This window comes from Tatumella ptyseos ATCC 33301, assembly GCF_000735525.1.
Taxonomy (GTDB): domain Bacteria; phylum Pseudomonadota; class Gammaproteobacteria; order Enterobacterales; family Enterobacteriaceae; genus Tatumella; species Tatumella ptyseos.
In genome coordinates this window covers 81,573-103,409 of the sequence record NZ_JMPR01000054.1, presented here as the reverse complement: position 1 = coordinate 103,409, position 21,837 = coordinate 81,573, and the positions used below count along the sequence as shown (strand labels likewise).

Sequence of the window (21,837 nt, the reverse complement as noted above, 5' to 3'; positions counted from 1 at the left end):
CTTCATCGCAGCAATGGGCATCTGCCCTCAGTAATCGGCAATTAAGCCGCGAGTAATCTTTTTGTCATCTTTCAGGTTTCAGTATAGAAGAACCTGGCAGAGTCTGTGGTCTCTGATGATTTTTTCATCAGTATTTACATTCGTAATCGCACACCCGCGTGCAGCGAATGTGCTAATGACTATTTTTTCGCTAATGCGGTCAGCAGCGACTGTAGTTCCCGCCGTTCTTCACTGTTCAGTCCGCGGGTACGATCATAGGCAATTAACTGCTCAAGGCGTTGTTCCAGTGCCGAGTCATAGAGACTTGCCAGTGAATCGCTGAAGACGGCTTCAACTTCTTCATCCACTATCATGTGGTTCCAGATAGCCAGAGTTTCAAGGGACTGGCCGGTTTTTGTATCGCGATAGCTTTCCAGCAACTGAGCGGTTGTCATACCCGGTTGCTCATTGCAACGTTGTACCAGTTCAGCGAACAGGGGGAGGCCGGCAATGCCTGTCTCCATCAATCCGTCAAGTGAGGGTACCTGCGCGGCAAGTTCAGGATGCTGCAATAGCAGGGCAACCAGTACCCGCATGGTCGTCTTTTTCATCACCGGGCCCGCAGGGGCGGCTTTATTCTCAGCCTGTGCCGGTAACAGCTTCTCCAGCTGCCGGTCATCCAGAATACCCAGTTTATTCCCTAGTACCTGACGCAGATAAATTCGCAAGGTTTCGCCAGGGATTTGACTAATCAGCGGCAGTGCCAGTGTGCTCAGTCTCGCTTTCCCTTCACGGCTGCTTAAATTGGTCTGCGGCAGTAAACTTTCAAATAAAAAGTCTGACAACGGCACGGCCTGAACCATACGCTGCTCAAAGGCCTGTTTACCTTCTTTACGTACCAGCGTATCCGGGTCTTCCCCGTCCGGCAGGAACATAAAGCGCAGCTCCCGTCCGTCGGTCATATAGGGCAGGGCGGTTTCTAAGGCCCGCCATGCTGCATCCCGGCCCGCCCGGTCTCCGTCGTAGCAACAGATCACGGTATCGGTATTTCTGAATAATAACTGGATATGTTCGCTGGTGGTTGAGGTACCTAACGAGGCAACGGCATAATCGATGCCAAACTGTGCCAGCGCAACCACATCCATATACCCTTCAACGACCAGCAGCTTTTCTGGCTGCGGATGCTGACGGGTGACTTCATAAAGGCCGTATAACTGGCGTCCTTTATGGAAAATCGGTGTTTCAGGTGAGTTCAGGTATTTAGGGGTATCATTCCCCAGCACCCGTCCCCCGAAACCAATGACTCTGCCGCGTTTGTCGCGGATAGGGAACATGATCCTGTCACGGAAACGGTCGTAACTCCGGCCATTATCATTGGTGATGAGCATTCCGGCCTCAGTCAGGGAGTGTTTATCCTCCTGCTGTTTTCCGAAACGCTTCAGGGCATTGTCCCAGCCCGGCGGAGCATAACCTATTGAAAAATGGTCGATGACCTGCTGGCTTAACCCCCGGCTTTGAATATACTGGCGTGCGGGTTCGGCCTGTTGTCCGGTGAGCGATGTCTGATAGAAGCTGTTCAGGCCATCCATCAGTTGATAAAGACTCTGACGCTGATGGCGTTCCAGGGGGCTATCGCCGCTGCCACTTTCATAAGGGACTTCCAGTCCGTTCATGGTGGCGAGTTCTTCGATGGTTTCCACGAATTCCAGACGGTCGAAATTCATCAGAAAGTCGATAGCATTACCATGGGCACCACAGCCAAAACAGTGGTAAAACTGTTTGTCGCCGTTAACGGTAAAGGACGGTGTTTTTTCGTTATGGAAAGGGCAACAGGCGTGATAATTTTTGCCTTGCTTTTTTAACTTTACACGGGCATCGATCAGATCCACGATATCTGTGCGCGCAAGCAAGTCATTGATAAATATACGCGGTATTTTCCCAGCCATAGACTCCGGATCTTTAGCTCATAAACGGCAACAAGCCGCGCTTCCTTTCGGAAAGCACGGCCTTTCACTTAACTCAGTCTGCGCATAACACGCAAGGGAGCGGACTCCCTAAGAAATTAGTACAGACGAGTACGGCGTGCGTTTTCGCGAGCCAGTTTCTTGGCATGACGCTTAACAGCAGATGCTTTAGCGCGTTTGCGTTCAGTCGTTGGTTTTTCATAAAACTCACGACGACGCACTTCAGCCAGAACGCCTGCTTTTTCGCATGAACGTTTGAAGCGACGCAGTGCAACGTCGAAAGGCTCGTTTTCACGTACTTTGATTACCGGCATGTAACTCTCACCTCGATAAAATTCGGTTTTTGCAGCTGGCTGCAGCGCCAGCTTATTTCAAAATGGTGCAGTATTTTACTCCAGCGTAGGCTGACTTGTAAAGCACCATGAACAATTTCAAACCAACGAGCACTCTGCGCTGCGGCTGCCGGTTTTTTCAGACCGCGAAGTATAGCCTATTCTTTGGCCGGTAAAAAATGTTTTTAATGAAATCGTGCAGCGTAGGTCTGAATTACCACCTGTGGTACACTCCTGCAGCGAAATCAGAGGTGAGTGTGATGCGAGTTTTGGGTATAGAAACGTCTTGCGATGAAACCGGAATTGCAATTTATGACGATGAATCCGGTCTGCTGGCTAACCAGTTGTATAGTCAGGTAAGTTTACATGCGGATTACGGCGGTGTTGTGCCGGAACTGGCCTCACGGGACCATGTGCGTAAAACCGTGCCCTTAATCCAGGCAGCCCTGGCAGAAGCAGGCCTGACCCCGAAAGATATTGATGCGGTCGCTTATACCGCCGGTCCCGGACTGGTCGGCGCTCTGATGGTCGGGGCGACGGTCGGACGTTCGCTGGCGTTTGCCTGGCAGGTTCCGGCTATCCCGGTTCATCACATGGAAGGCCATCTGCTGGCTCCTATGCTGGAAGATAACCCACCGGAATTTCCGTTCGTTGCGTTACTGGTTTCCGGGGGACATACCCAGCTTATCAGTGTGACCGGCATCGGTGAGTATCAGTTACTGGGCGAGTCCATTGATGATGCTGCCGGTGAAGCGTTTGATAAAACGGCGAAGCTGCTGGGCCTGGATTATCCGGGCGGGCCGCTGTTATCTAAAATGGCGATGCAGGGCGTGGCCGGTCGTTTTACCTTTCCGCGGCCGATGACGGATCGCCCCGGACTGGATTTCAGCTTTTCCGGGCTGAAAACCTTCGCGGCGAATACCATTCGTAACAATGACGATGATGAACAGACGCGTGCGGACATTGCCAGAGCCTTTGAGGATGCCGTGGTTGATACGCTGATGATTAAGTGCAAAAGAGCGCTGCAGCAGACCGGCTTCCGGCGGCTGGTGATTGCCGGCGGAGTCAGCGCCAATCGTACTTTACGGACACGTATGGCGGAGATGATGCAGCAGCTGGGGGGCGAGGTATTCTATGCCCGTCCGGCTTTCTGTACCGATAATGGTGCCATGATCGCCTATGCCGGGATGGTGCGTTTTAAAGGCGGAACCGAAAGTGATTTGGGGATAACGGTCCGTCCCCGCTGGCCATTATCAGAACTGCCCCCGCTGAACGATTAAAAAACGGTCAGCCGTTCTGAGGGCGGGTATGCCCGGAGGTCAGGGCTGAGTTATTCTGACTTCCGGCGTTTGCCTCTGCGTTTCCAGAGTCTGGGTTCCAGGCCGCGCCACAGGCGCTGAATATTATCATGGTGGCGCAGCAGGATAAGACAGGACAGCATGGATACCGGAAAGGTGAACTGCGGTTTAAACCACCACACATAGAAAGGTGCGATCAGCGCACTGATAATCGCTCCCAGCGACGAGTACCCGCTGAGCAGGACGGTCAGCAACCATGTCCCCATCATCAGCCCCGTCAGATCCCAGCCAATAGGTGCGATTGCACCCAGCGCGGTGGCAACGCCTTTACCGCCCCGAAAATGAAAAAATAACGGATAGATGTGTCCCAGACAGGCTGCGATGGCCGTGAGACCTAAAAAGAACGGGGATACGTGCAGGGCATAGGCCAGCCAGACCGGTAACATTCCTTTTAAAACATCAAATAACAATACCGCGACCGCAGCGAGTTTGCCGCCGAAGCGCAGAATATTCGTCGCACCCGGATTACCGGAACCTTGTGTCCTGGGGTCAGGGTATCCGCATATTTTACACAGCAGTATTGCTCCGGAAACGGAGCCACAAAGATAGGCAAAAAGGATCATTCCTGCGGCAATTACTGTCATAATACCCTCTATACCCTGTCCGTTATCCTGGTCGCTGACAGAGGATAATACGCATAAAGTGTCGGAAGTGGTATCGGTTCACGGCAAAAATACAGAGAGTGTCACTATGGATATAGTTTTTATTGAGCAACTGACGGTATTCACTACCATTGGTGCTTACGACTGGGAACAGACGATTCAGCAAAAACTGTTGCTGGATATTGAAATGGCCTGGGATAACCGTAAAGCCGCAGCCAGCGATGATGTTGCCGACTGCCTGAGCTATGCGGATGTTTCTGAAGCGGTGCTTCACCACTTGCAGGGACAGCGTTTTGCCCTGGTAGAGCGGGTGGCGGAAGAAATTGCCGGGTTACTGATGCAGCGTTTCGGGCTGGAAGGGGTAAGGATCAAAGTGAGTAAACCTGGTGCGGTAGCGCAGGCGACTCAGGTCGGTGTCCGTATTGAACGGGGTAATATTCCGAAATAAAAGGTAATACTCTTGCGGTGATTGCCATCTTAATGAAACCCAACCACATTACCAATGTCATAAGTCCGGTTCATTTATTACGTTACGGAATTTTCAGACATTCCGCAGCCGTGGTAACCGGACCCTGGCAGTTGTATACCGTCTGAAAATCAGACGGTGATGGGGAGTTTTTAAGGGCAGAATAAAAAAGAGGGTAGTCCCGGATGGCAGATATGCATCACCTGTTTGTTGCCGCTATTTTAGGCATAGTGGAAGGGTTAACAGAGTTTTTACCGGTGTCATCGACGGGTCATATGATCATCGTCGGTCACTTGCTGTGTTTTGAAGATAAAACCGCCGAAACGTTTGAAGTGGTGATCCAGCTGGGGTCAATTCTGGCCGTGGTCGTCATGTTCTGGCGGCGACTGTTTGGTCTGATAGGTATCCGTTTTGGTCAGGTTCCCCATGAAGGTGAAGGTCAGGGGCAGCTGACGCTGATCCATATTTTACTGGGGATGATCCCTGCGGTAGTTATCGGTCTGCTCCTGCACGACAGAATTAAAGCGTTATTTACGCCGATGAATGTCATGTATGCGCTGGTCGCCGGGGGGGTGTTACTGATTCTGGCCGAAAAACTGAAGCCGGCACAACCGAAAGCCGTCGGTCTGGATGATATCACCTACCGGCAGGCTTTTATGATCGGTCTGTTTCAGTGTCTTGCGCTCTGGCCGGGTTTCTCGCGGTCAGGCGCAACCATTTCCGGGGGAATGCTGACGGGAGTCAGTCGCTTTGCCGCCTCAGAGTTTTCTTTCCTGCTGGCGGTTCCGATGATGATGGGGGCAACCGCGCTGGACTTATATAAAAGCATGGGCTTCCTGACGGTCAGTGACATACCGATGTTTGCTACCGGATTTATTATGGCATTTATCGTCGCTCTGGTGGCGATCAAAACCTTCCTCGGCGTGATCAAACGGATGTCGTTTATCCCGTTTGCGATTTACCGTTTTATCCTGGCAGCGATCGTGTTTGCGATTTTCAGCTAATCCGGCAATGACGCGGGTGCCGGGCCACAGAGGGTGTGGCCCGGCATCTTTTAACTATTCACCTGGTGGCTGACAGTACGGGATTAACGCCTCCGTCCGTTTCTTTGTCAGTTCCTGACGTATCTCCGGCCCTTTAAATCCTGCCTGAACAATCGCCGCGACCGGTACGGCGGCGGCAATCTCATACATCTTTCTGACAAAAGCCCCCTGGGGGTAAGGATTAGCGGTTAATCCTGCCCGGCCGCGGGCATCAGCTTCACTGGCGAGCGTCAGTTGCAGAATACGTTCGGGTTTTCGCCAGCCGTCGATACTGTCAAACAAACCGATAATCTTCTCTGCCGGCTGGCGCTCAATCGTGTGCAGTACGTCATGAAACTCAGTGATCAGTAACGCAAGATCCCGGTAATGGTTCGGGACTTTCAGGCGCTGGCACAGGGCGGTGATCAGTGGCAGTCCAGCCACGCCATGACCCGGGTGTGACGGCCAGAGGGCCGGCGGGGTCAGGGCTTTCCCGGCGTCGTGAAACAGCGCGGCGAAACGCACGGCGGGATCATCGGTGAGTGACGCCGCCATTGCCAGCGTCATCAGGCTGTGGATGCCGGTATCGATCTCAGGATGCCATTTGGCCGGCGCGGGGACGCCGAACAGATTATCCAGCTCAGGGAACAATACCTGCAGAGCACCACAGTCACGCAGCACCTGAAAATAGACCTCCGGAGCGGGTCCGCTGAGCACCTTTTCGGTTTCTTTCCACACCCTTTCCGGGGTCAGGTGTGCCAGTTCACCGCTGGCGGATAATTGTTGCATCAGGGAAAGGGTTTCGGGGGCGATGGTAAACCCCTGCGCCGAGAAACGGGCGGCAAAACGGGCAACTCTCAGAACCCGTAACGGGTCATCGATAAAGGCGGGGGAAACATGACGCAGCAGACGCTGGTTCAGATCCTGCCGGCCCAGCCAGGGGTCGATAATTTGCCCGTCGCTGTCCTGAGCCATCGCATTGATGGTCAGGTCCCGTCGTTGCAAATCGTCTTCCAGCGTGACATCCGGGGAAAAGCGGGTGGTGAAACCGGTATAGCCATGGCCGGCCTTACGTTCGGTGCGTGCCAGTGCATATTCTTCATGGCTGACCGGGTGCAGAAATACCGGAAAATCGCGTCCGGCCTGTTGGTATCCCTGTGACAGAAGCGTGTCGGGGGTTGCTCCGACCACCACCCAATCCCGATCTTTCACCGGTAACCCCAGCAGGGCATCACGGACGGCACCGCCGACCAGATATGTTTTCACGGCATAACTCCTTTATCACCCACGTATACCTGCCAGAGTATACATGACTATGACAATTCAGAAATTATCTGCCGGAAATCCTCTGCCGGGGCAGTCGTGTCCCCGGCAGAGATCAGTCTGTCGCGGCTAGCGCATCCAGCGGTCACTGTTTTTGCGACGCGGGATCATATGAGGCAGCAACAGACCGATCAGCAGACCGATCCCCAGCACCCCGCCGCCATACATAAACCACTGCATAATGATGGCGCGTTGCTTATCATCCAACTGAACGTTCGCGGCACTGACTTTTTTCTGTGCGACGATCAGCTGATTTTTCAGATCCTGGTTTTCCTGCTTCAGCGTATTGATAGCCGTATCACTGCCGGCCACTTTCTTTTGCATATCAGCCGTACGCTGATTCCAGCTGTTATCGATATTTGCCAGTTTATCGGTCAGATCTTTCACTTGTTGCTGCAGTTGCGGTACCTGGGTACGCAGGCTGGGGGTATCACTCAGTTGTGACAGCGGGATCCAGTTAGTCCGACCCTGGCCATCACGAATTTCGGCGTAGTGGGTATTCTGATCCGTCTGTAACAAGGTGACCTGGTCTCCGGCATTCAGCTTGCCGACCAGACGGTATTGATCCCCGGGGCCACTGCGGACCCAGGTGGACAGCTCATCAGAAATATAGCGGGTGGTGTCTGCATGGACGACCGGCGCAATACCGGTGAAAGCCAGCAGAAAAATACCTGTACGAGTAATTTTATTCATTCGACGTCGTTTTTGCATATTATAGGGGTCAGTTCAATGCCACAGTCTGGCGAGGGGCCGTAGAGATATAAATGAGAACTTTCCTGTTCTCGGCGATGGTAAAGCCTAACAAATCCAGGACATTGAGTCTTTAGTCGATTACTCTGGTTAAGGAGTAATTCTCCGGTTAATTGATAGCAATTGTGATACTCAGAGATCCTATGACCATAGAAACAGAATTAAAGTTCATTGCCAGTAAAGAAGCCGTGACCCGTCTGGCAGAACGCCTGAATAGCTGCCCGGGCCAGCATTTCGAACCCCGCGCGTTGGCAAACATCTATTTTGAAACGTCTGACAACCAGCTGCGTCGCTGGGATATGGGGTTACGCATCCGTGGCGTTGATAACCACTATGAGATGACGCTGAAAACCCGCGGACAGACGATCGGCGGCTTGCATCAGCGTCCGGAATATAATGTCAGCTTAACCTCGAATGCTCTGGATATCCGTTTATTGCCTGCAGATGTCTGGCCGGAAGGCACGGATGTTGAGGCATTGCAGCAACAATTGCACCCGCTGTTTCAGACCGACTTTGCCCGGGAAATCTGGCTTATCACCTATGCCGGCAGTGAAATCGAAGTAGCGTTCGATCAGGGTGCGGTGATAGCCGGTGAACTACAGGTGCCATTATTTGAAGTCGAACTGGAACTGAAACAGGGAACCCGTCACGATTTAATGGCTTTTGCTTTTGAACTGATCCGTGACGGTGGGCTGCGTCCTGGCAGCCTGAGTAAAGCTGCACGCGGTTATCATCTGGCTCAGGGCAATCCGCAGAAAGATGTCCATCCGTTCCCGCGTCTGCAGTCGGATAAGAAACTGAACTGCGAGCAGGGCTTACAGGCGATGCTCTCCACCTTACTGGCGGAGTGGCAGTACCATGAAGAACTCTGGCTGAACGGTGATCGCAAAGCGGCAGCCCGGGTACAGGAAATTCTGCTGGCGATCCGTGAAGTGTTTACATTATTCGGTGGCATGCTTCCGCGCAAAGCCAGCGGGCAGTTGCGCGAACAGTTGCTGGCACTGGAACAGGCGATGACGGGTGACATTGCGGCTGAAACGCTCTGTTTCTCTGCCGTTTCTGCAGAAACTCAGCTGACACTGACTCACTGGTTAATCGAACAACCGTGGAAAGCTCTGCTGGAAGAGAAACACCGTAAAAAAATGGAAGGTTCGTTTAAACGCTTCTGTGATGTGATGCTGGGGCGGGTTTTCGCTGAATTAAAACAGATCACCAGTGGAGTTAATCAGGTGTCTGAATATCAGGACAGGGCTCTGAAAATTCATAAGCAGTTACTGGCTGTCTGCCTGCTCTGCGGTGCCTACCCGCTGTCGGCGGTCGATGAGTGGCTGGCACCCTGGTGGCTGGCACTGAAAAAAATTAATGAACAGCAGTACGACGATCTCCCCTGGACCTTACGTTCGCTTCACCGGCAGGCCCCTTTCTGGCTGAACGGTAACGAGGCGGCCAGAAACAGAGAATAATCGCTGCAGACTACAGGCAGCCCTTCAACAGAACTCACAGGAAAAGTGTATGTTGCCGTTACCTTCGTTGTTGCAGGATCTGGCCGGTAAAGCGGCCGCTACCCTGGCTCCGCCGCTATCACCGGATACCCTGCCGGCGGCCGCGCTGGCATTCAGTGACTTTATCTGCGAAAGCTTACAACAGCACCCCGGCTGGTGGCAGCAGATACAGCAACAGCCGCCTCAGGCGGAGGAATGGCAACAGTATTCGTCGTGGCTAAGCACCGCGTTACAGCCGGCTGACAGTGAAGCTGCGGTGATGCAGATATTGCGAGAGTTCCGGCGGCATATGCTGGTACGTATTGCCTGGATGCAGACACTTTCTCTGGCCGGTACGGAACAAAGCCTGCGTCAGTTGAGTGAGCTGGCGGAGGTCCTGATCGTGGCGGCCCGCGACTGGACCTACCGCCAGTGTTGTCTGGAATGGGGAACCCCCTGTAATGCCGATGGAAAACCCCAGACCCTGTATATTCTGGGAATGGGCAAGCTGGGCGGCGGCGAGCTGAATTTCTCGTCAGATATCGATCTGATTTTTACCTGGCCTGAAAACGGGACGACCCGCGGGGGGCGACGGGAACTCGACAACACGCAGTTTTTTACCCGCATGGGTCAGCGTCTGATAAAACTACTGGATCAGCAAACCCCCGACGGCTTTGTGTATCGGGTCGATATGCGTCTGAGGCCTTTCGGCGACAGCGGACCTTTAGTCATGAGTTTTGCGGCCATGGAAGACTACTACCAGGAGCAGGGGCGTGACTGGGAACGGTATGCCATGGTCAAAGCGCGGATCATGGGGGCCGCGGACGATGAAGGGTACCAGGAGCTGCAGCAGATGCTGCGTCCGTTTATCTACCGGCGTTATATTGATTTCAGTGTGATCCAGTCGTTACGCACGATGAAAAGCATGATAGCCCGTGAGGTCCGCCGTCGCGGGCTGACGGATAATATTAAGCTGGGCGCCGGAGGGATCCGTGAGTGTGAGTTTATTGTTCAGGTCTTTCAGCTGATCCGTGGCGGACGTGAGCGTTCTCTTCAGCAGCGTTCCTGGCTTGCCGCACTGGAGGCTATTGCTACGCTCCATCTGTTACCGGCAGAGGAGGCTGAGCAGTTACGGACGGCCTACCTCTGGCTGCGCCGGCTGGAAAACCTGTTGCAAAGCATCGGTGATCAGCAGACGCAGACATTGCCTTCGGATCCCCTGCAGCAGGAAAGACTGGCCTGGGCGATGGGAACTGACGGCTGGATGCAGCTTCGTACGGCACTGGCACAGCATATGTCGCGGGTGCGGGCCATCTTTGATGCACTGATCGGCGAAGACATTCCCGATGCGCCCGGGCAACATGCGCCGGGTGATTATAATGAATTATGGCTGGGTGATTACACCGGCGAAGAACTTAGCCCGTTGACACCGGCACTGGATGAAGAGCAGCGCCGGCAATTACTGCACCACTTACACCACTTCCGTCACGATGCTAACCGCCGTACCATCGGCCCCCGGGGCCGCCTGGCGCTGGACCAGCTGATGCCGCGTCTGCTGGCAGAACTCTGCCCTCGTCCGCAGGCGGATACCGTGTTGCAGCGACTGCTCCCCCTGCTGACGGGAGTGCTGACACGAAGCACGTATCTCGAGCTGCTGACGGAACATCCCGGTGCACTGTCTCACCTGATCCGGTTATGTGCAGCGTCTCCGATGGTGGCCGATCAGCTGGCCCGTTATCCGTTATTACTGGATGAATTGCTGGACCCGGCGACACTTTACCAGCCGACGGCCACGGATGCTTATCGTGATGAATTACGTCAGTATCTGATGCGCATACCGGTGGATGATGAAGAACAGCAACTGGAAGCACTGCGCCAGTTTAAGCAGACTCAGCAGTTGCGTATTGCCGCTGCCGATATTGCCGGGGCATTACCGGTAATGAAAGTCAGTGATCACCTGAGCTGGCTTGCTGAAGCGATCCTTGAAACTGTGGTGCAACAGGCCTGGAATGTGATGGTTCAGCGCTATGGCCGGCCTTCGCACCTCAGTGATATGCAGCAGCGGGGATTTGCGGTGGTCGGTTACGGAAAACTTGGCGGACTTGAACTGGGTTACAGCTCTGATCTGGATCTGGTTTTTCTGCATGACTGTCCTGAGGATGCCTTTACCGATGGCGGGCGCAGCATTGATGGCCGTCAGTTCTATCTGCGGCTGGCCCAGAAAATTATGCATTTATTCAGCACCCGCACCGCGTCGGGCATTTTGTATGAAGTGGATGCCCGTCTGCGTCCGTCAGGCGCGGCCGGTATGCTGGTCAGTACGTTCAGTGCTTACCGGCAATATCAGCTGGAAGAGGCCTGGACATGGGAGCATCAGGCGCTTGTCCGTGCCCGTATCGTTTATGGTGATCCCGGGCTTGCGACCTGTTTCGATGAAATTCGCCGGGAAGTCCTCTGTCAGTCACGCATGTTGCCGGCTCTGCAGAAAGACGTGCGGGAAATGCGTGAAAAAATGCGTCAGCATCTCGGCAGTAAGGTCAGACACCGCTGGGATATTAAGACAGATCAGGGCGGGATCACGGATATCGAATTTATTGCCCAGTATCTGGTGCTGGGACAGGCGGCAAGTCAGCCGGCGCTGGCCCGCTGGTCGGATAATATCCGTATCTTTGAAGCTATGGCACATCACGGCGTGATGCCTGCTGAGGAGGCAGAGCAGTTAAGCGCTGCTTACGTCTCACTCCGGGAGGCGCTGCATCATCTCGCACTGCAATCCCTGCCCGCGACGGTGGATGAAGATGCCTATCTGCCGCAGAGGAAAAGGGTGCAACAGAGCTGGCAGCACTGGCTTGAACAGCCGACGTAACCCTTTTAATACCCTGAGTGGCTGGCAACTTTTTTTCGTCTATGTTGCCTTAACTTCGGGGTATTTTGCTGGCTGATGTGTCAGGCCAGCGCTTTAGGTCTTGCAGATAGCAAACACTGAAGGGTGTTTGTGGTATTATCGGCAAAAATTTTTGGTCTGGTTAATTGCTGTCTGGAGTCGTTTGAATGAAAGTAACGCTGCCTGATTTTGGCCGTGCGGGTGTACTGGTAATTGGTGACGTGATGCTGGATCGTTACTGGTATGGGCCGACACAACGCATATCTCCTGAAGCGCCGGTGCCCGTGGTTAAAGTGGAAACCGTGGAAGAGCGGCCTGGCGGCGCGGCAAACGTCGCAATGAATATCGCGGCCCTCGGGACGGCTTCACGCATTATTGGTCTGACCGGGGAAGACGAAGCGGCTGACACATTATGCCGGACACTCGAAGAGGTACAGGTCGGGTGTGATTTTGTCCGCCTCAGTACCCATCCGACCATTACCAAATTACGGATCCTGTCGCGTAACCAGCAACTTATCCGTCTGGACTTTGAAGAAGGCTTCGGGGACATTGACCCGGAACCTATCCGTCAGCGTATGAAAGCCTCTGTCGATCAGGTCGGTGCGGTGGTGCTTTCTGATTATGCGAAAGGAGCCCTGGCTGACGTACAAACGCTGATCCGTCTTGCCCGCGAGGCCGGAGTCCCGGTACTGATCGACCCGAAAGGGACTGATTTTGAACGTTATCGTGGCGCAACGTTACTGACACCGAACCTGTCAGAGTTTGAAGCCGTGGTTGGCAAATGCCGTGATGAAGCCGAAATTATCGGCCGCGGTATGACTCTGATGGAAAAATATGAACTGTCTGCGCTGCTGGTGACCCGTTCCGAACACGGCATGACCTTATTGCAGCCAGGCAAAGCACCGGTACATTTACCGACTCTGGCGCAGGAAGTTTACGATGTCACCGGGGCCGGTGATACGGTGATTGGTGTGCTGGCAGCCTCACTGGCGGCCGGATGCAGTCTGGAAGATGCCTGTTTCCTGGCCAACGCCGCGGCAGGGGTGGTTGTCGGTAAGCTGGGTACCTCGACGGTCAGTCCGGTAGAGCTGGAAAATGCCATTCATGCCCGTCCGGAAAGCGGATTCGGGGTGATGGATGAACAGCAGCTGAAACAGGCAGTCGCGCAGGCCCGTGCCCGCGGAGAGAAGGTCGTCATGACCAACGGTTGTTTCGATATTCTGCATGCCGGGCATGTTTCTTATCTGGCTCATGCCCGTAAGCTGGGTGACAGGCTGATTGTGGCCGTGAACAGTGATGCTTCTACCCGTCGTCTGAAAGGCGAAAGCCGTCCGGTGAATGCGCTGATGAACCGTATGATTGTGCTGGGCGCTCTGGAAGCCGTAGACTGGGTTGTTGCATTTGAAGAAGATACCCCTCAGCGACTGATCAGCGAAGTATTACCGGATTTGCTGGTCAAAGGTGGCGATTACCGGCCGGAAGAGGTTGCCGGAGGCGAAGAGGTGATTGCCAATGGCGGTGAGGTTCGCATTCTGAATTTTGAAGATGGTATTTCTACCACGAATATCATTAACACCATTAAAAGCCGTCAGTCCTGAGTTTTAACGGGCAGTTGACGGACTGAAAAACGGGAGCCTCTGGCTCCCGTTCTTTTATTCTGCTGCAGACGGTTTGTGGTCTTCTGCGTCAGCATCAGCCACGACTACAGGAACGTCGGGGGTACTCTGACTTTCCAGAGCGGCCAGACGTTGCTCCAGTGCAGTCAGTTTTTCACGGGTACGGAGCAGAACCTGAGTCTGAATATCGAACTCTTCGCGGTTCACTAAATCCATCCGGCCCAGTTGCGCCTGCAATACCTGACGAATTTTCTTTTCGACATCATCGCCCAGAGTACGGATCCCCTGCGGCATCGCGTCATGCACCTGGCGGGCAAGTTGTTCAATTTTCTTCGTATCTATCATGACTGTTTCCTGTAATGTACGCCCGAAAGCGGTTTCGGCACCGCCGGTGGCTGTCCCGGATAAGATTAAGTGTAATGCTTCAACGGTCAACGGGAAACCATAAATTAAAAGCAATAAATGTTAATAGCTTTTGCCTTTCGCCTGATTGCCGTTTTTTCGGATTGGGGATATAGTGGATCTGCTTATTCTCAGGGCGGGGCGAAATTCCCCACCGGCGGTAAATCAGTGTCTACTGAAAGCCCGCGAGCGCTTCAGCCAATGGCGGAAGGTCAGCAGATCCGGTGTAATTCCGGGGCCGACGGTTAAAGTCCGGATGGGAGAGGGTAACGATAATCCAATGGCCCCGGGTGGGTCCATGCCGTTATTTTTTATGTCTTGCTGACATTCCTCCTAAGCTGCCCTGATTCTGGTAACGTTGATAATCAAAGGATTTTTACCATGAATCAGACTCTTCTTTCTGAATTTGGCACGTCTGAACAACGTGTAGAGCGTGCACTGGCTGCACTCCGGGAACATCGCGGCGTCATGGTGCTGGATGACGAAAACCGGGAAAATGAAGCGGATATGATCTTCGCCGCAGAAACAATGAGCGTGCCACAGATGGCGCTGACCATTCGTCACGGCAGCGGTATTGTCTGCCTGTGTCTGACCGAAGAACGCCGCCGTCACCTGGCGTTACCGATGATGGTGGATAATAATACCAGCGCTTACGGTACCGGGTTCACCGTGACTATCGAAGCTGCTCAGGGGGTTACCACCGGCGTTTCGGCACAGGATCGTATTACGACAGTCCGTGCGGCTATCGCCGATGATGCTCAGCCTTCAGACCTGAACCGTCCCGGCCATGTGTTTCCGCTGCGCGCCCGTGAAGGGGGAGTTCTTACCCGTGGCGGCCATACGGAAGCGACTATCGATCTGGTCCGTCTCGCAGGCTTTAAACCGATGGGTGTGCTGTGTGAGCTGACCAACGATGACGGTACCATGGCCCGAGCACCGGAAGCCATTCTGTTTGCAAAACAACATAATATGCCGGTTGTCACTATCGAAGATCTGATTGCCTGGCGCCAGGTGCACGATAACCGTCAGGCGGTTTAATTCCGCGACGAACTCCCTCAAAAGCTGACATTTTGTCAGCTTTTTTTATGGCTCACGGCGGGTGGGCCATTCTTCCTTATTCAAATTCATTGAAAATGATCATCACCGTTATCCGGGTGTAATCCGTGATGGAAAGCGTATCGTGTCATGCATTAGCCATCTGAATTGCGGAGTAAATATATGACAGCCTCACGTATGCCGGCGGTGTTTCTCGGCCATGGCAGCCCGATGAATGTACTGGAAGAAAACCGTTATACCGAATGCTGGCGCGAGCTGGGGGAACGGTTACCCCGACCTGACGCCATTCTGGCGGTGTCTGCCCACTGGTATACCCGCGGCACCGCGGTGACGGCGATGGCACAGCCACGCACTATTCATGATTTCGGGGGCTTTCCGCAGGCGCTGTTTGATACGCAGTACACTGCTCCGGGCGCGCCGGCACTGGCCAGAAAAGTGGCCGACGTATTGTCACCGGTCCCGGTAGCGCTTGATCAGCAGTGGGGGCTGGATCATGGGTCATGGGGAGTGCTGATTAAAATGTACCCGGATGCTTCTATTCCGGTGGTGCAGCTCAGTATTGATGGTACGCAACCGGCCAGCTATCACTTTGTTCTCGGACAGAAACTGGCAGCGCTGCGTGAGCAGGGGATCATGATTGTTTCCAGCGGGAATGTGGTCCATAACCTGCAGAAAGCGCGTTGGGGAGGCGATAATGAAGTGTACCCGTGGGCAGGATCCTTTAATCATTTTGTCCGTGAGAACCTGAACTGGCAGGGCGAGCCGTCTCAGCATCCGCTGGTGAATTTTATGCAGCATGAAGGGGCCGCCTTATCTAACCCGACGCCTGAACACTATCTGCCATTACTTTATATTCTGGGCGCATTTCAGCCGGGTGATAAGATCTCTGTTCCGGTCGACGGTATCGAGATGGGATCTCTGAGTATGCTGTCGGTGCTGATGGAATAACGTTACGGTGGCGGGGATCGCCGGGATCCCCGCCGGTGCCTCTCTCCGGTCAGCTTATCCGGTGAAATAGTGCGGGTAAAAGCGCGAGAGATCCTGCGTGATCATTTGCTTATCTTCCCTCAGTCCGATACCTGCCGGCGCATCATCTATCAGCCAGCTACCAATCACGGTGTAATTGCCGTCAAATACCGGGAGCGGATGAAATTGCTGAATAATATAGCCTTCTTCGCCGTACGGGCCATCGGCACGGGCAACTTCGCCCCGGGTATCCATAATACGGATATTGGCTCCCTCGCGTGAAAATAAGGGCTTGATAACATATTTCTCCGGCAACGGCGGATTATCTTCAGCAAACCACGCCGGTAACAGATTCGGGTGGCCGGGAAACATCTCCCATAACAAGGGCAGGATGGCTTTATTCGAGATAATGCTTTTCCAGGCCGGTTCCAGCCAGCGAACCCCGGCATCGGCCAGTTTCATGGAAAAGGATTCCCTGAACATATGTTCCCAGGGATAGAGCTTGAACAGATTACTGATCACTCTGTCGCCGGTATCGGTGAACTGACCTTTTTCACCCAGCCCGATATCATCAATGTACAGAAAATCATTATCGACACCGGCCGCGCTGGCACAGTCCTGCAGATACTGTACTGTTGCCCGGTCTTCGGCGGTATCACGACAGCAACTCAGGTGCAGCAGTTGTATGCCGGAATGTTGTTGTAACTGACGGAAACGCTCGATCAGTTTTTCCTGCAGACTGTTAAACTGATCACTGCCGGCGGGCAGATGCCCGGCCGCCACCTGATCCTCCAGCCAGATCCACTGGAAAAAAGCGGCTTCATACAGTGAGGTCGGTGTATCGGCATTATTTTCCAGCAGTTTAGCATCGCCTTCGCCTCCCCAGGCCAGATCCAGCCGGGAATAAAGTGACGGTTGCCGGTTTTTCCAGGCATCGGCGACAAACGGGCGGACATGTGCCGGAATGCGGAATTTATCCAGCAGTGCTTCACTGTGGATCACTCTGTCGACGGCCTGCAGACACATCTGATGCAGTTCTGCCGTCACTTCTTCCAGATAGTCAACCTGTGGCAGCGTGAAGCGGTAACAGGCTTCTTCACTCCAGTAAGGTTCGCCATACAGAGTATGGAAACGGAAGCCATATTCTTCGGCTTTCCTGCGCCAGTCAGGGCGCTCGGTGATCAGTTGTCGTTGCATTCCAGGCATCAGCCTCCGAAGGTTCTGCCGCTGCGGGCAGCGGGTGCAGCGCTATGACGCTGCATTGGCATCTGACGCGCCACGGACTCTCCGAAACCGCCACGGGTAATGGTGGTGGTGGTTGCCGGTTTCGGTGCCATGGCGGTTTTCGGCACGGTCGCACTTCGTCCGCCCGTTGCCGGACCGTAGCTCCGGCCGGAGGCATCCACAAATTGTCCCCGGGCCGGGCTTGCCGCATTACGCGGGCTGAACAGCGGCTGGGCCATCCCCCCACCCATCATGCGCCCCATCATGTAGCCCGCCATCAGTGGCATCCAGGGGCTGCTGCTGTGCTGAGGTTCAGTCCCTGCGGCAGCCGGTACCTGCTGGCACTGATTTTCACCGAATTCGGCGACACAGTCTTCGCGGGTAGCATATTTCGGGGCAGTACGGGCGGCTTCTTTGACGGCGCTGTTATAAGCGCTGGTACATTGTGCGGACTGCCCGGGATTTGACTGACTGCACTGGTCAGCATTCATGTACATTGAGACTTTCTCGTCTTTTTGTTCGCAGCCACTGACCATAAATACTGCGGAAAAAGCCATCGCCACCGGCGTCAGATGGCGAGGCTGCCAGCCTTTTCGAAAGGCAGCATGACGTATATTTTTTGTCCGTTTCATTTTATTTTTCCTGAGCCCAGAGATCAGGGCTAAGAATAGGGGATGGCTGGTCGAAAATGAAGCAGAAGCAGGGAGCGCACGGGGATCTTTACGTTGTTATACGTTTCGCCGGGGAACGGAGTTGTCCCCGGCGGATCAGGGCTAGTGGCGGAAAGGGTTACCACTGCGTTGTGATGTGACGTTCTGACGTGCTGCGGCCGGTGTCACTGCAGCATTACCTTGTGCGGAGGTGTCGCCATCTGCCGCAGCATCCTGTTGCGGATTTTCAGGCGCAACGGTATCCGGTGAAGTAGATACGTCTTTACCCAGCTGAGCATTCAGTGTGGCCAGGTCCTGTTCATTCAGGGTTCCCAGTGCATACTTGATATTCAGCTGATTAATCAGATAACTGTAGCGTGCATCTGACAGTTGCTGTCTTGCGTTGTACAGGGTAGTGGTGGCATCCAGTACATCGACGATAGTACGGGTACCCACCTGGTAGCCTGCTTCCATCGCATCCAGCGAGCTTTTGGCAGAAACGACGGCCTGTTTGTACGCATTAATGCTGCTGATGGAGGCATTCACGTTATTAAACGAGGAACGTACGGTCTGGACCGCGGAGCGATGTGCACTTTCCAGTTTTTCGCTGGCGCTGACAAAGCTGTATTCTGCCTGCTTCACTTCTGAGGAGACGGCACCGCCGCTGTACAACGGAATAGAAAGGCTGAGGCCGACCTGAGTTGTTCCGGCAATCGAGTCCTGAGTGGACGACGTGGTATGTGCACGGTAGCCATCATACTTACTGTTAGACATTCCGGTAGATGCCGTCAGGCCCAGCGTAGGCATATGACCGGTTTCAGCATATTTAATCTGTTCACGGGCCAGATCCTGCGATAAGCGCGCCGACAATAAGGTCAGGTTGTGATTATCCGCTTGTTTCAGCAATGCATTCACGGCTTCCGGTTTCTCGGTCCGGAAACGGGACATATCCAGCGAGGCCAGCGAGTAATAGTCATTCCCTGTGACCTGACGTAAGGCTTCAACCATATTATCAAGATTATTACGGGCAGTGACTTCATTCGCTAATACACTGTCATATTGTGCACGGGCGTTCTGTACATCAGTAATCGCGACCAGGCCGACATTGAAACGCTGAGTTGTTTGATCCAATTCGCGATAAATGGATTGTTTCTGCGCTTCAGTATAAGAAAGCGTATCAATAGCCTTTAACACATTGAAATAGGCTGTTGCCGTATTCAGGATCAGATCCTGTTGTGCAACCTGATAAGTAACATCCTGAATACCGGCGGTTTTTTCCTGTAACGTCAGCGCACGCCATTTAGACATATCAAAAATAGTCTGTGTCAGCTGTAATGAGGCACTGCCGGTGTTGGAGCGAACACCGCTGTTATCACGATAGCCACTGTTGAAAGTGTAATCGCCACCCAGACCTAACTGAGGTAACAGAGGGCTGCGTGATTCATTGATTTTTTCGAATGCGGCATCACGATCGGCAGCAGCACTGCGCAAGTCAGGGTTAGAGGTACGGGCTTGCTGGTAAACCTGGAGAAGATCTTCTGCCTGGCTAAGCTGTGTGAAGCCGGCAAGGCTCATGCCAATAATAATGGGGAGCAATTTTTTCATTTGCATTCCTTGTATTGCAGCGAAATTGCATAAATAGTGCTATCGGGTGCCAAAAAATAATCAGCGATTCTATCAGAGTAAGATGGCATGTTAAGTTGGCTTAACGTGCCATCCGGGTTGGATAGCGCGAAATAAGGGCCAAATATGTACCTGCAACGGGGTGTAACATTTGCAGTATATAACGTTATACCGGGTTGTCATTATAGGTTATCAGGAGTAACGCTATGGCGGAGATAAAAAAATCGCCCCTGACTTTCGGGCATCACGATGTAGAAATTATGACACGGGAAAGCCGGTATAAAGGTTTTTTTTCTTTGATTAGCTACCGTTTTCGGCATCGTTTATTTTCCGGCGGGATGAGCCCGGTGATTGAACGTGAAGTTCTGGAGCGGGGACACGCCGTTGCGGTGCTGCCTTATGACCCTATCCGTGACCAGGTTGTGCTGATAGAACAGATACGAATTCCGGCCTATGATACCAGTGAAACCCCGTGGCTCCTTGAGATAGTGGCGGGTATGATAGGTAAGGATGAATCTGATGAGCAGGTGGCACGGCGCGAGGCAAAAGAAGAAACCGGTTTAACCCTGGGCCGGCTGAAACCTGTGATCAATTATTTGTCGAGCCCCGGCGGGAGCAGTGAGCGGATCACTGTGCTGGCCGGAGAGGCTGATGCTTCGAAGGCTCAAGGAACTCACGGGCTGGCAGAGGAAAACGAGGATATTCTCGTCAGGGTGGTGAGCAGGGAGCAGGCTTATCAATGGGTAGAAAAGGGGATTATCGATAATGCAGCCACAGTGATTGCCCTGCAGTGGCTTGAGCTGCATCACAGACGACTGAAAGAAGAATGGAAGGCCACATGACACAACGCTACACTCCCGATTTCCCTGAAATGATGCGTCTTAACGAGACGAACTATGCGCAACTGCGCCGGCTGTTGCCCCGGGAGGAGCGGGAAGGGGAGAGCATAACGTATCAGATTAACAGTGCACGTTATCGCCTGACTATTGAAGAATCCACGCGCTACACCACCCGCATTAATCTTTGTCAGACCGCGCCTGCCGTCAGCTACTGGAGTCTGCCTGCGATGTCTGTCAGGCTTTATCATGATGCACGTGTTGCGGAAGTGTGTTCAACACAACAGATCTATCGTTTTAAAGCGCGCTATGATTATCCGAATAACAAATTGCATCAGCGTGATGAAAAACATCAGATTAATCAGTTCCTGGCCGAATGGCTCCGTTACTGCCTGCTGCAAGGTACGATGGCCGAAGCGATGTGTTAACCCCGGGCCCTTTCCCGATAATCGTGTGCTCACAAAGGATATCTCTTGGATAGTGTGCTAACCCCCCGGATCGCCGACAATGCACAGATACGTGTGCTGCAATTAACAGATACCCATCTGTTTCAGGGCAGGCACGAATCTCTGCTGGGCGTGAATACCTGGGCAGGCTTCCAGGCGGTGTTAGATGCTATCCTTGAGCAACAGGATCATTTTGATTTGATCATCGCTACCGGTGATCTGGCTCAGGACCATTCGGTACAGGCATACCGGAATTTTGCGGAAGGTATTTCCCGTCTCCCCGCCCCCTGTGTCTGGTTACCGGGGAACCATGATTTTCAGCCAGCCATGTATGATACGCTGGCCAGTGCCGGTATCAGTCAGTGCAGGCATGTACTGCTGGGTGATGACTGGCAGATGTTGCTGCTGGACAGTCAGGTGTATGGTGTCCCCCATGGCATGCTGTGTGACTTTCAGCTGGAATGGCTTGAAACGACACTTTCCCGCTCACCGGAACGTGATACGATCATCCTGCTGCATCATCATCCGGTACCTTCCGGATGCCGCTGGCTGGACCAGCATAGCCTGCGTAATTCTCACCAGCTGGATGCCGTACTGCAGGGCTATCCCCGTGTCAGGGCGCTGATTTGCGGGCATATCCACCAGGAAATGGATGAGGATTGGCAGGGCCGTCGGGTACTCTCTTCGCCTTCCACCTGTGTCCAGTTTAAACCCCATTGCAGCGGTTTTACTATTGATGCCCTGCCACCGGGCTGGCGCTGGTTAACTCTGAAACCGGGCGGAGAAATAGAGACTGCCGTTTGTCGTCTCAACACGACCGATTTCCTGCCCGATCTGGAATCTGAAGGATATTAATC

General features: G+C 53.5%; 20 protein-coding genes and 1 riboswitch. Of the genes, 11 read left to right on the top strand and 9 right to left on the bottom strand.

Going from position 1 to position 21,837, the window contains the following annotated elements:
- Positions 1-179: 179 nt before the first annotated feature.
- Both dnaG and rpsU read right to left on the bottom strand, forming a co-directional pair.
- Positions 180-1,925: a DNA primase gene (dnaG, locus tag GTPT_RS16455; protein ID WP_029990034.1), complete on the bottom strand. Its 1,746-nt coding sequence runs from the start codon at positions 1,923-1,925 to the stop codon at positions 180-182.
- 116 nt (positions 1,926-2,041) lie between these two features.
- Positions 2,042-2,257 (bottom strand): 30S ribosomal protein S21, encoded by a 216-nt coding sequence (rpsU, locus tag GTPT_RS16450; protein ID WP_001144069.1) that lies wholly within the window; start codon positions 2,255-2,257, stop codon positions 2,042-2,044.
- Between the two features lie 278 nt (positions 2,258-2,535).
- Between rpsU and tsaD the strand changes: the two genes are divergently transcribed.
- Positions 2,536-3,555 (top strand): tRNA (adenosine(37)-N6)-threonylcarbamoyltransferase complex transferase subunit TsaD, encoded by a 1,020-nt coding sequence (tsaD, locus tag GTPT_RS16445; protein WP_025903184.1) that lies wholly within the window; start codon positions 2,536-2,538, stop codon positions 3,553-3,555.
- 50 nt (positions 3,556-3,605) lie between these two features.
- Here the strand turns inward: tsaD and plsY are convergent, their stop codons facing one another.
- Complete coding sequence (gene plsY, locus GTPT_RS16440; RefSeq protein ID WP_025903185.1) at positions 3,606-4,217, bottom strand: glycerol-3-phosphate 1-O-acyltransferase PlsY; 612 nt, start codon at positions 4,215-4,217, stop codon at positions 3,606-3,608.
- 106 nt (positions 4,218-4,323) lie between these two features.
- Here plsY and folB point away from each other — a divergent pair, with 106 nt between their 5' ends.
- Together folB and bacA are read left to right on the top strand one after the other, a co-directional pair.
- Entirely contained in the window at positions 4,324-4,683 is a 360-nt protein-coding gene (gene folB, locus GTPT_RS16435) for a bifunctional dihydroneopterin aldolase/7,8-dihydroneopterin epimerase (RefSeq protein WP_025903186.1), read from the top strand.
- A 203-nt stretch (positions 4,684-4,886) separates the two neighbouring features.
- Positions 4,887-5,705 carry an undecaprenyl-diphosphate phosphatase gene (bacA, locus tag GTPT_RS16430; RefSeq protein WP_029990033.1) on the top strand — a complete coding sequence of 273 codons (819 nt, stop codon included), beginning with the start codon at positions 4,887-4,889 and terminating at the stop codon, positions 5,703-5,705.
- Between the two features lie 54 nt (positions 5,706-5,759).
- Here the strand turns inward: bacA and GTPT_RS16425 are convergent, their stop codons facing one another.
- Positions 5,760-6,989, bottom strand: coding sequence for a multifunctional CCA addition/repair protein (locus tag GTPT_RS16425; RefSeq protein ID WP_025903188.1), 1,230 nt, complete (start codon positions 6,987-6,989; stop codon positions 5,760-5,762).
- Between the two features lie 126 nt (positions 6,990-7,115).
- Positions 7,116-7,739 carry a TIGR04211 family SH3 domain-containing protein gene (locus tag GTPT_RS16420; RefSeq protein ID WP_025903189.1) on the bottom strand — a complete coding sequence of 208 codons (624 nt, stop codon included), beginning with the start codon at positions 7,737-7,739 and terminating at the stop codon, positions 7,116-7,118.
- A 200-nt stretch (positions 7,740-7,939) separates the two neighbouring features.
- On the opposite strand from GTPT_RS16420, the gene GTPT_RS16415 reads away from it, so the two are divergent.
- The 3 genes from GTPT_RS16415 (at position 7,940) to hldE (ending at position 13,759) form a co-directional block, all read left to right on the top strand.
- Positions 7,940-9,259, top strand: coding sequence for a CYTH domain-containing protein (locus GTPT_RS16415; protein WP_025903190.1), 1,320 nt, complete (start codon positions 7,940-7,942; stop codon positions 9,257-9,259).
- A 49-nt stretch (positions 9,260-9,308) separates the two neighbouring features.
- The gene (glnE, locus tag GTPT_RS16410) at positions 9,309-12,143 is read left to right on the top strand and encodes a bifunctional [glutamate--ammonia ligase]-adenylyl-L-tyrosine phosphorylase/[glutamate--ammonia-ligase] adenylyltransferase (protein ID WP_029990031.1); all 2,835 of its coding nucleotides are present in this window, start codon (positions 9,309-9,311) and stop codon (positions 12,141-12,143) included.
- A gap of 185 nt (positions 12,144-12,328) precedes the next feature.
- Entirely contained in the window at positions 12,329-13,759 is a 1,431-nt protein-coding gene (hldE, locus tag GTPT_RS16405; protein ID WP_029990029.1) for a bifunctional D-glycero-beta-D-manno-heptose-7-phosphate kinase/D-glycero-beta-D-manno-heptose 1-phosphate adenylyltransferase HldE, read from the top strand.
- A gap of 54 nt (positions 13,760-13,813) precedes the next feature.
- On the opposite strand, the gene ubiK is transcribed toward hldE, so the two are convergent.
- Entirely contained in the window at positions 13,814-14,122 is a 309-nt protein-coding gene (ubiK, locus tag GTPT_RS16400) for a ubiquinone biosynthesis accessory factor UbiK (protein ID WP_025903193.1), read from the bottom strand.
- A 180-nt stretch (positions 14,123-14,302) separates the two neighbouring features.
- Positions 14,303-14,451, top strand: a riboswitch (FMN riboswitch).
- 109 nt (positions 14,452-14,560) lie between these two features.
- Between ubiK and ribB the strand changes: the two genes are divergently transcribed.
- Both ribB and ygiD read left to right on the top strand, forming a co-directional pair.
- Positions 14,561-15,217 (top strand): 3,4-dihydroxy-2-butanone-4-phosphate synthase, encoded by a 657-nt coding sequence (ribB, locus tag GTPT_RS16390; protein ID WP_025903195.1) that lies wholly within the window; start codon positions 14,561-14,563, stop codon positions 15,215-15,217.
- 180 nt (positions 15,218-15,397) lie between these two features.
- Positions 15,398-16,183: a 4,5-DOPA-extradiol-dioxygenase gene (ygiD, locus tag GTPT_RS16385; protein WP_029990028.1), complete on the top strand. Its 786-nt coding sequence runs from the start codon at positions 15,398-15,400 to the stop codon at positions 16,181-16,183.
- A 54-nt stretch (positions 16,184-16,237) separates the two neighbouring features.
- Here ygiD and GTPT_RS16380 read toward each other — a convergent pair whose 3' ends face one another.
- The 3 genes from GTPT_RS16380 to tolC all read right to left on the bottom strand — a co-directional run bounded on the left by GTPT_RS16380 (position 16,238) and on the right by tolC (position 19,680).
- Complete coding sequence (locus GTPT_RS16380; protein ID WP_029990027.1) at positions 16,238-17,398, bottom strand: glutathionylspermidine synthase family protein; 1,161 nt, start codon at positions 17,396-17,398, stop codon at positions 16,238-16,240.
- An 8-nt stretch (positions 17,399-17,406) separates the two neighbouring features.
- A complete protein-coding gene (locus GTPT_RS16375; protein ID WP_025903198.1) occupies positions 17,407-18,057 on the bottom strand; it encodes a DUF1190 family protein in 651 nt (216 codons plus the stop codon).
- A 141-nt stretch (positions 18,058-18,198) separates the two neighbouring features.
- The gene (gene tolC / locus GTPT_RS16370; protein ID WP_025903199.1) at positions 18,199-19,680 is read right to left on the bottom strand and encodes an outer membrane channel protein TolC; all 1,482 of its coding nucleotides are present in this window, start codon (positions 19,678-19,680) and stop codon (positions 18,199-18,201) included.
- A gap of 224 nt (positions 19,681-19,904) precedes the next feature.
- On the opposite strand from tolC, the gene nudF reads away from it, so the two are divergent.
- The 3 genes from nudF to cpdA are packed head-to-tail and all read left to right on the top strand — an operon-like array spanning position 19,905 to position 21,835.
- Positions 19,905-20,540, top strand: coding sequence for an ADP-ribose diphosphatase (nudF, locus tag GTPT_RS16365; RefSeq protein ID WP_025903200.1), 636 nt, complete (start codon positions 19,905-19,907; stop codon positions 20,538-20,540).
- On the top strand, positions 20,537-20,962 hold the full coding sequence (locus GTPT_RS16360) for a DUF1249 family protein (protein WP_025903201.1): 426 nt from the start codon (positions 20,537-20,539) through the stop codon (positions 20,960-20,962). Before nudF ends, GTPT_RS16360 begins: the two co-directional genes overlap by 4 nt.
- A gap of 45 nt (positions 20,963-21,007) precedes the next feature.
- A complete protein-coding gene (cpdA, locus tag GTPT_RS16355; protein ID WP_025903202.1) occupies positions 21,008-21,835 on the top strand; it encodes a 3',5'-cyclic-AMP phosphodiesterase in 828 nt (275 codons plus the stop codon).
- The last annotated feature ends 2 nt before the right edge of the window (positions 21,836-21,837 follow it).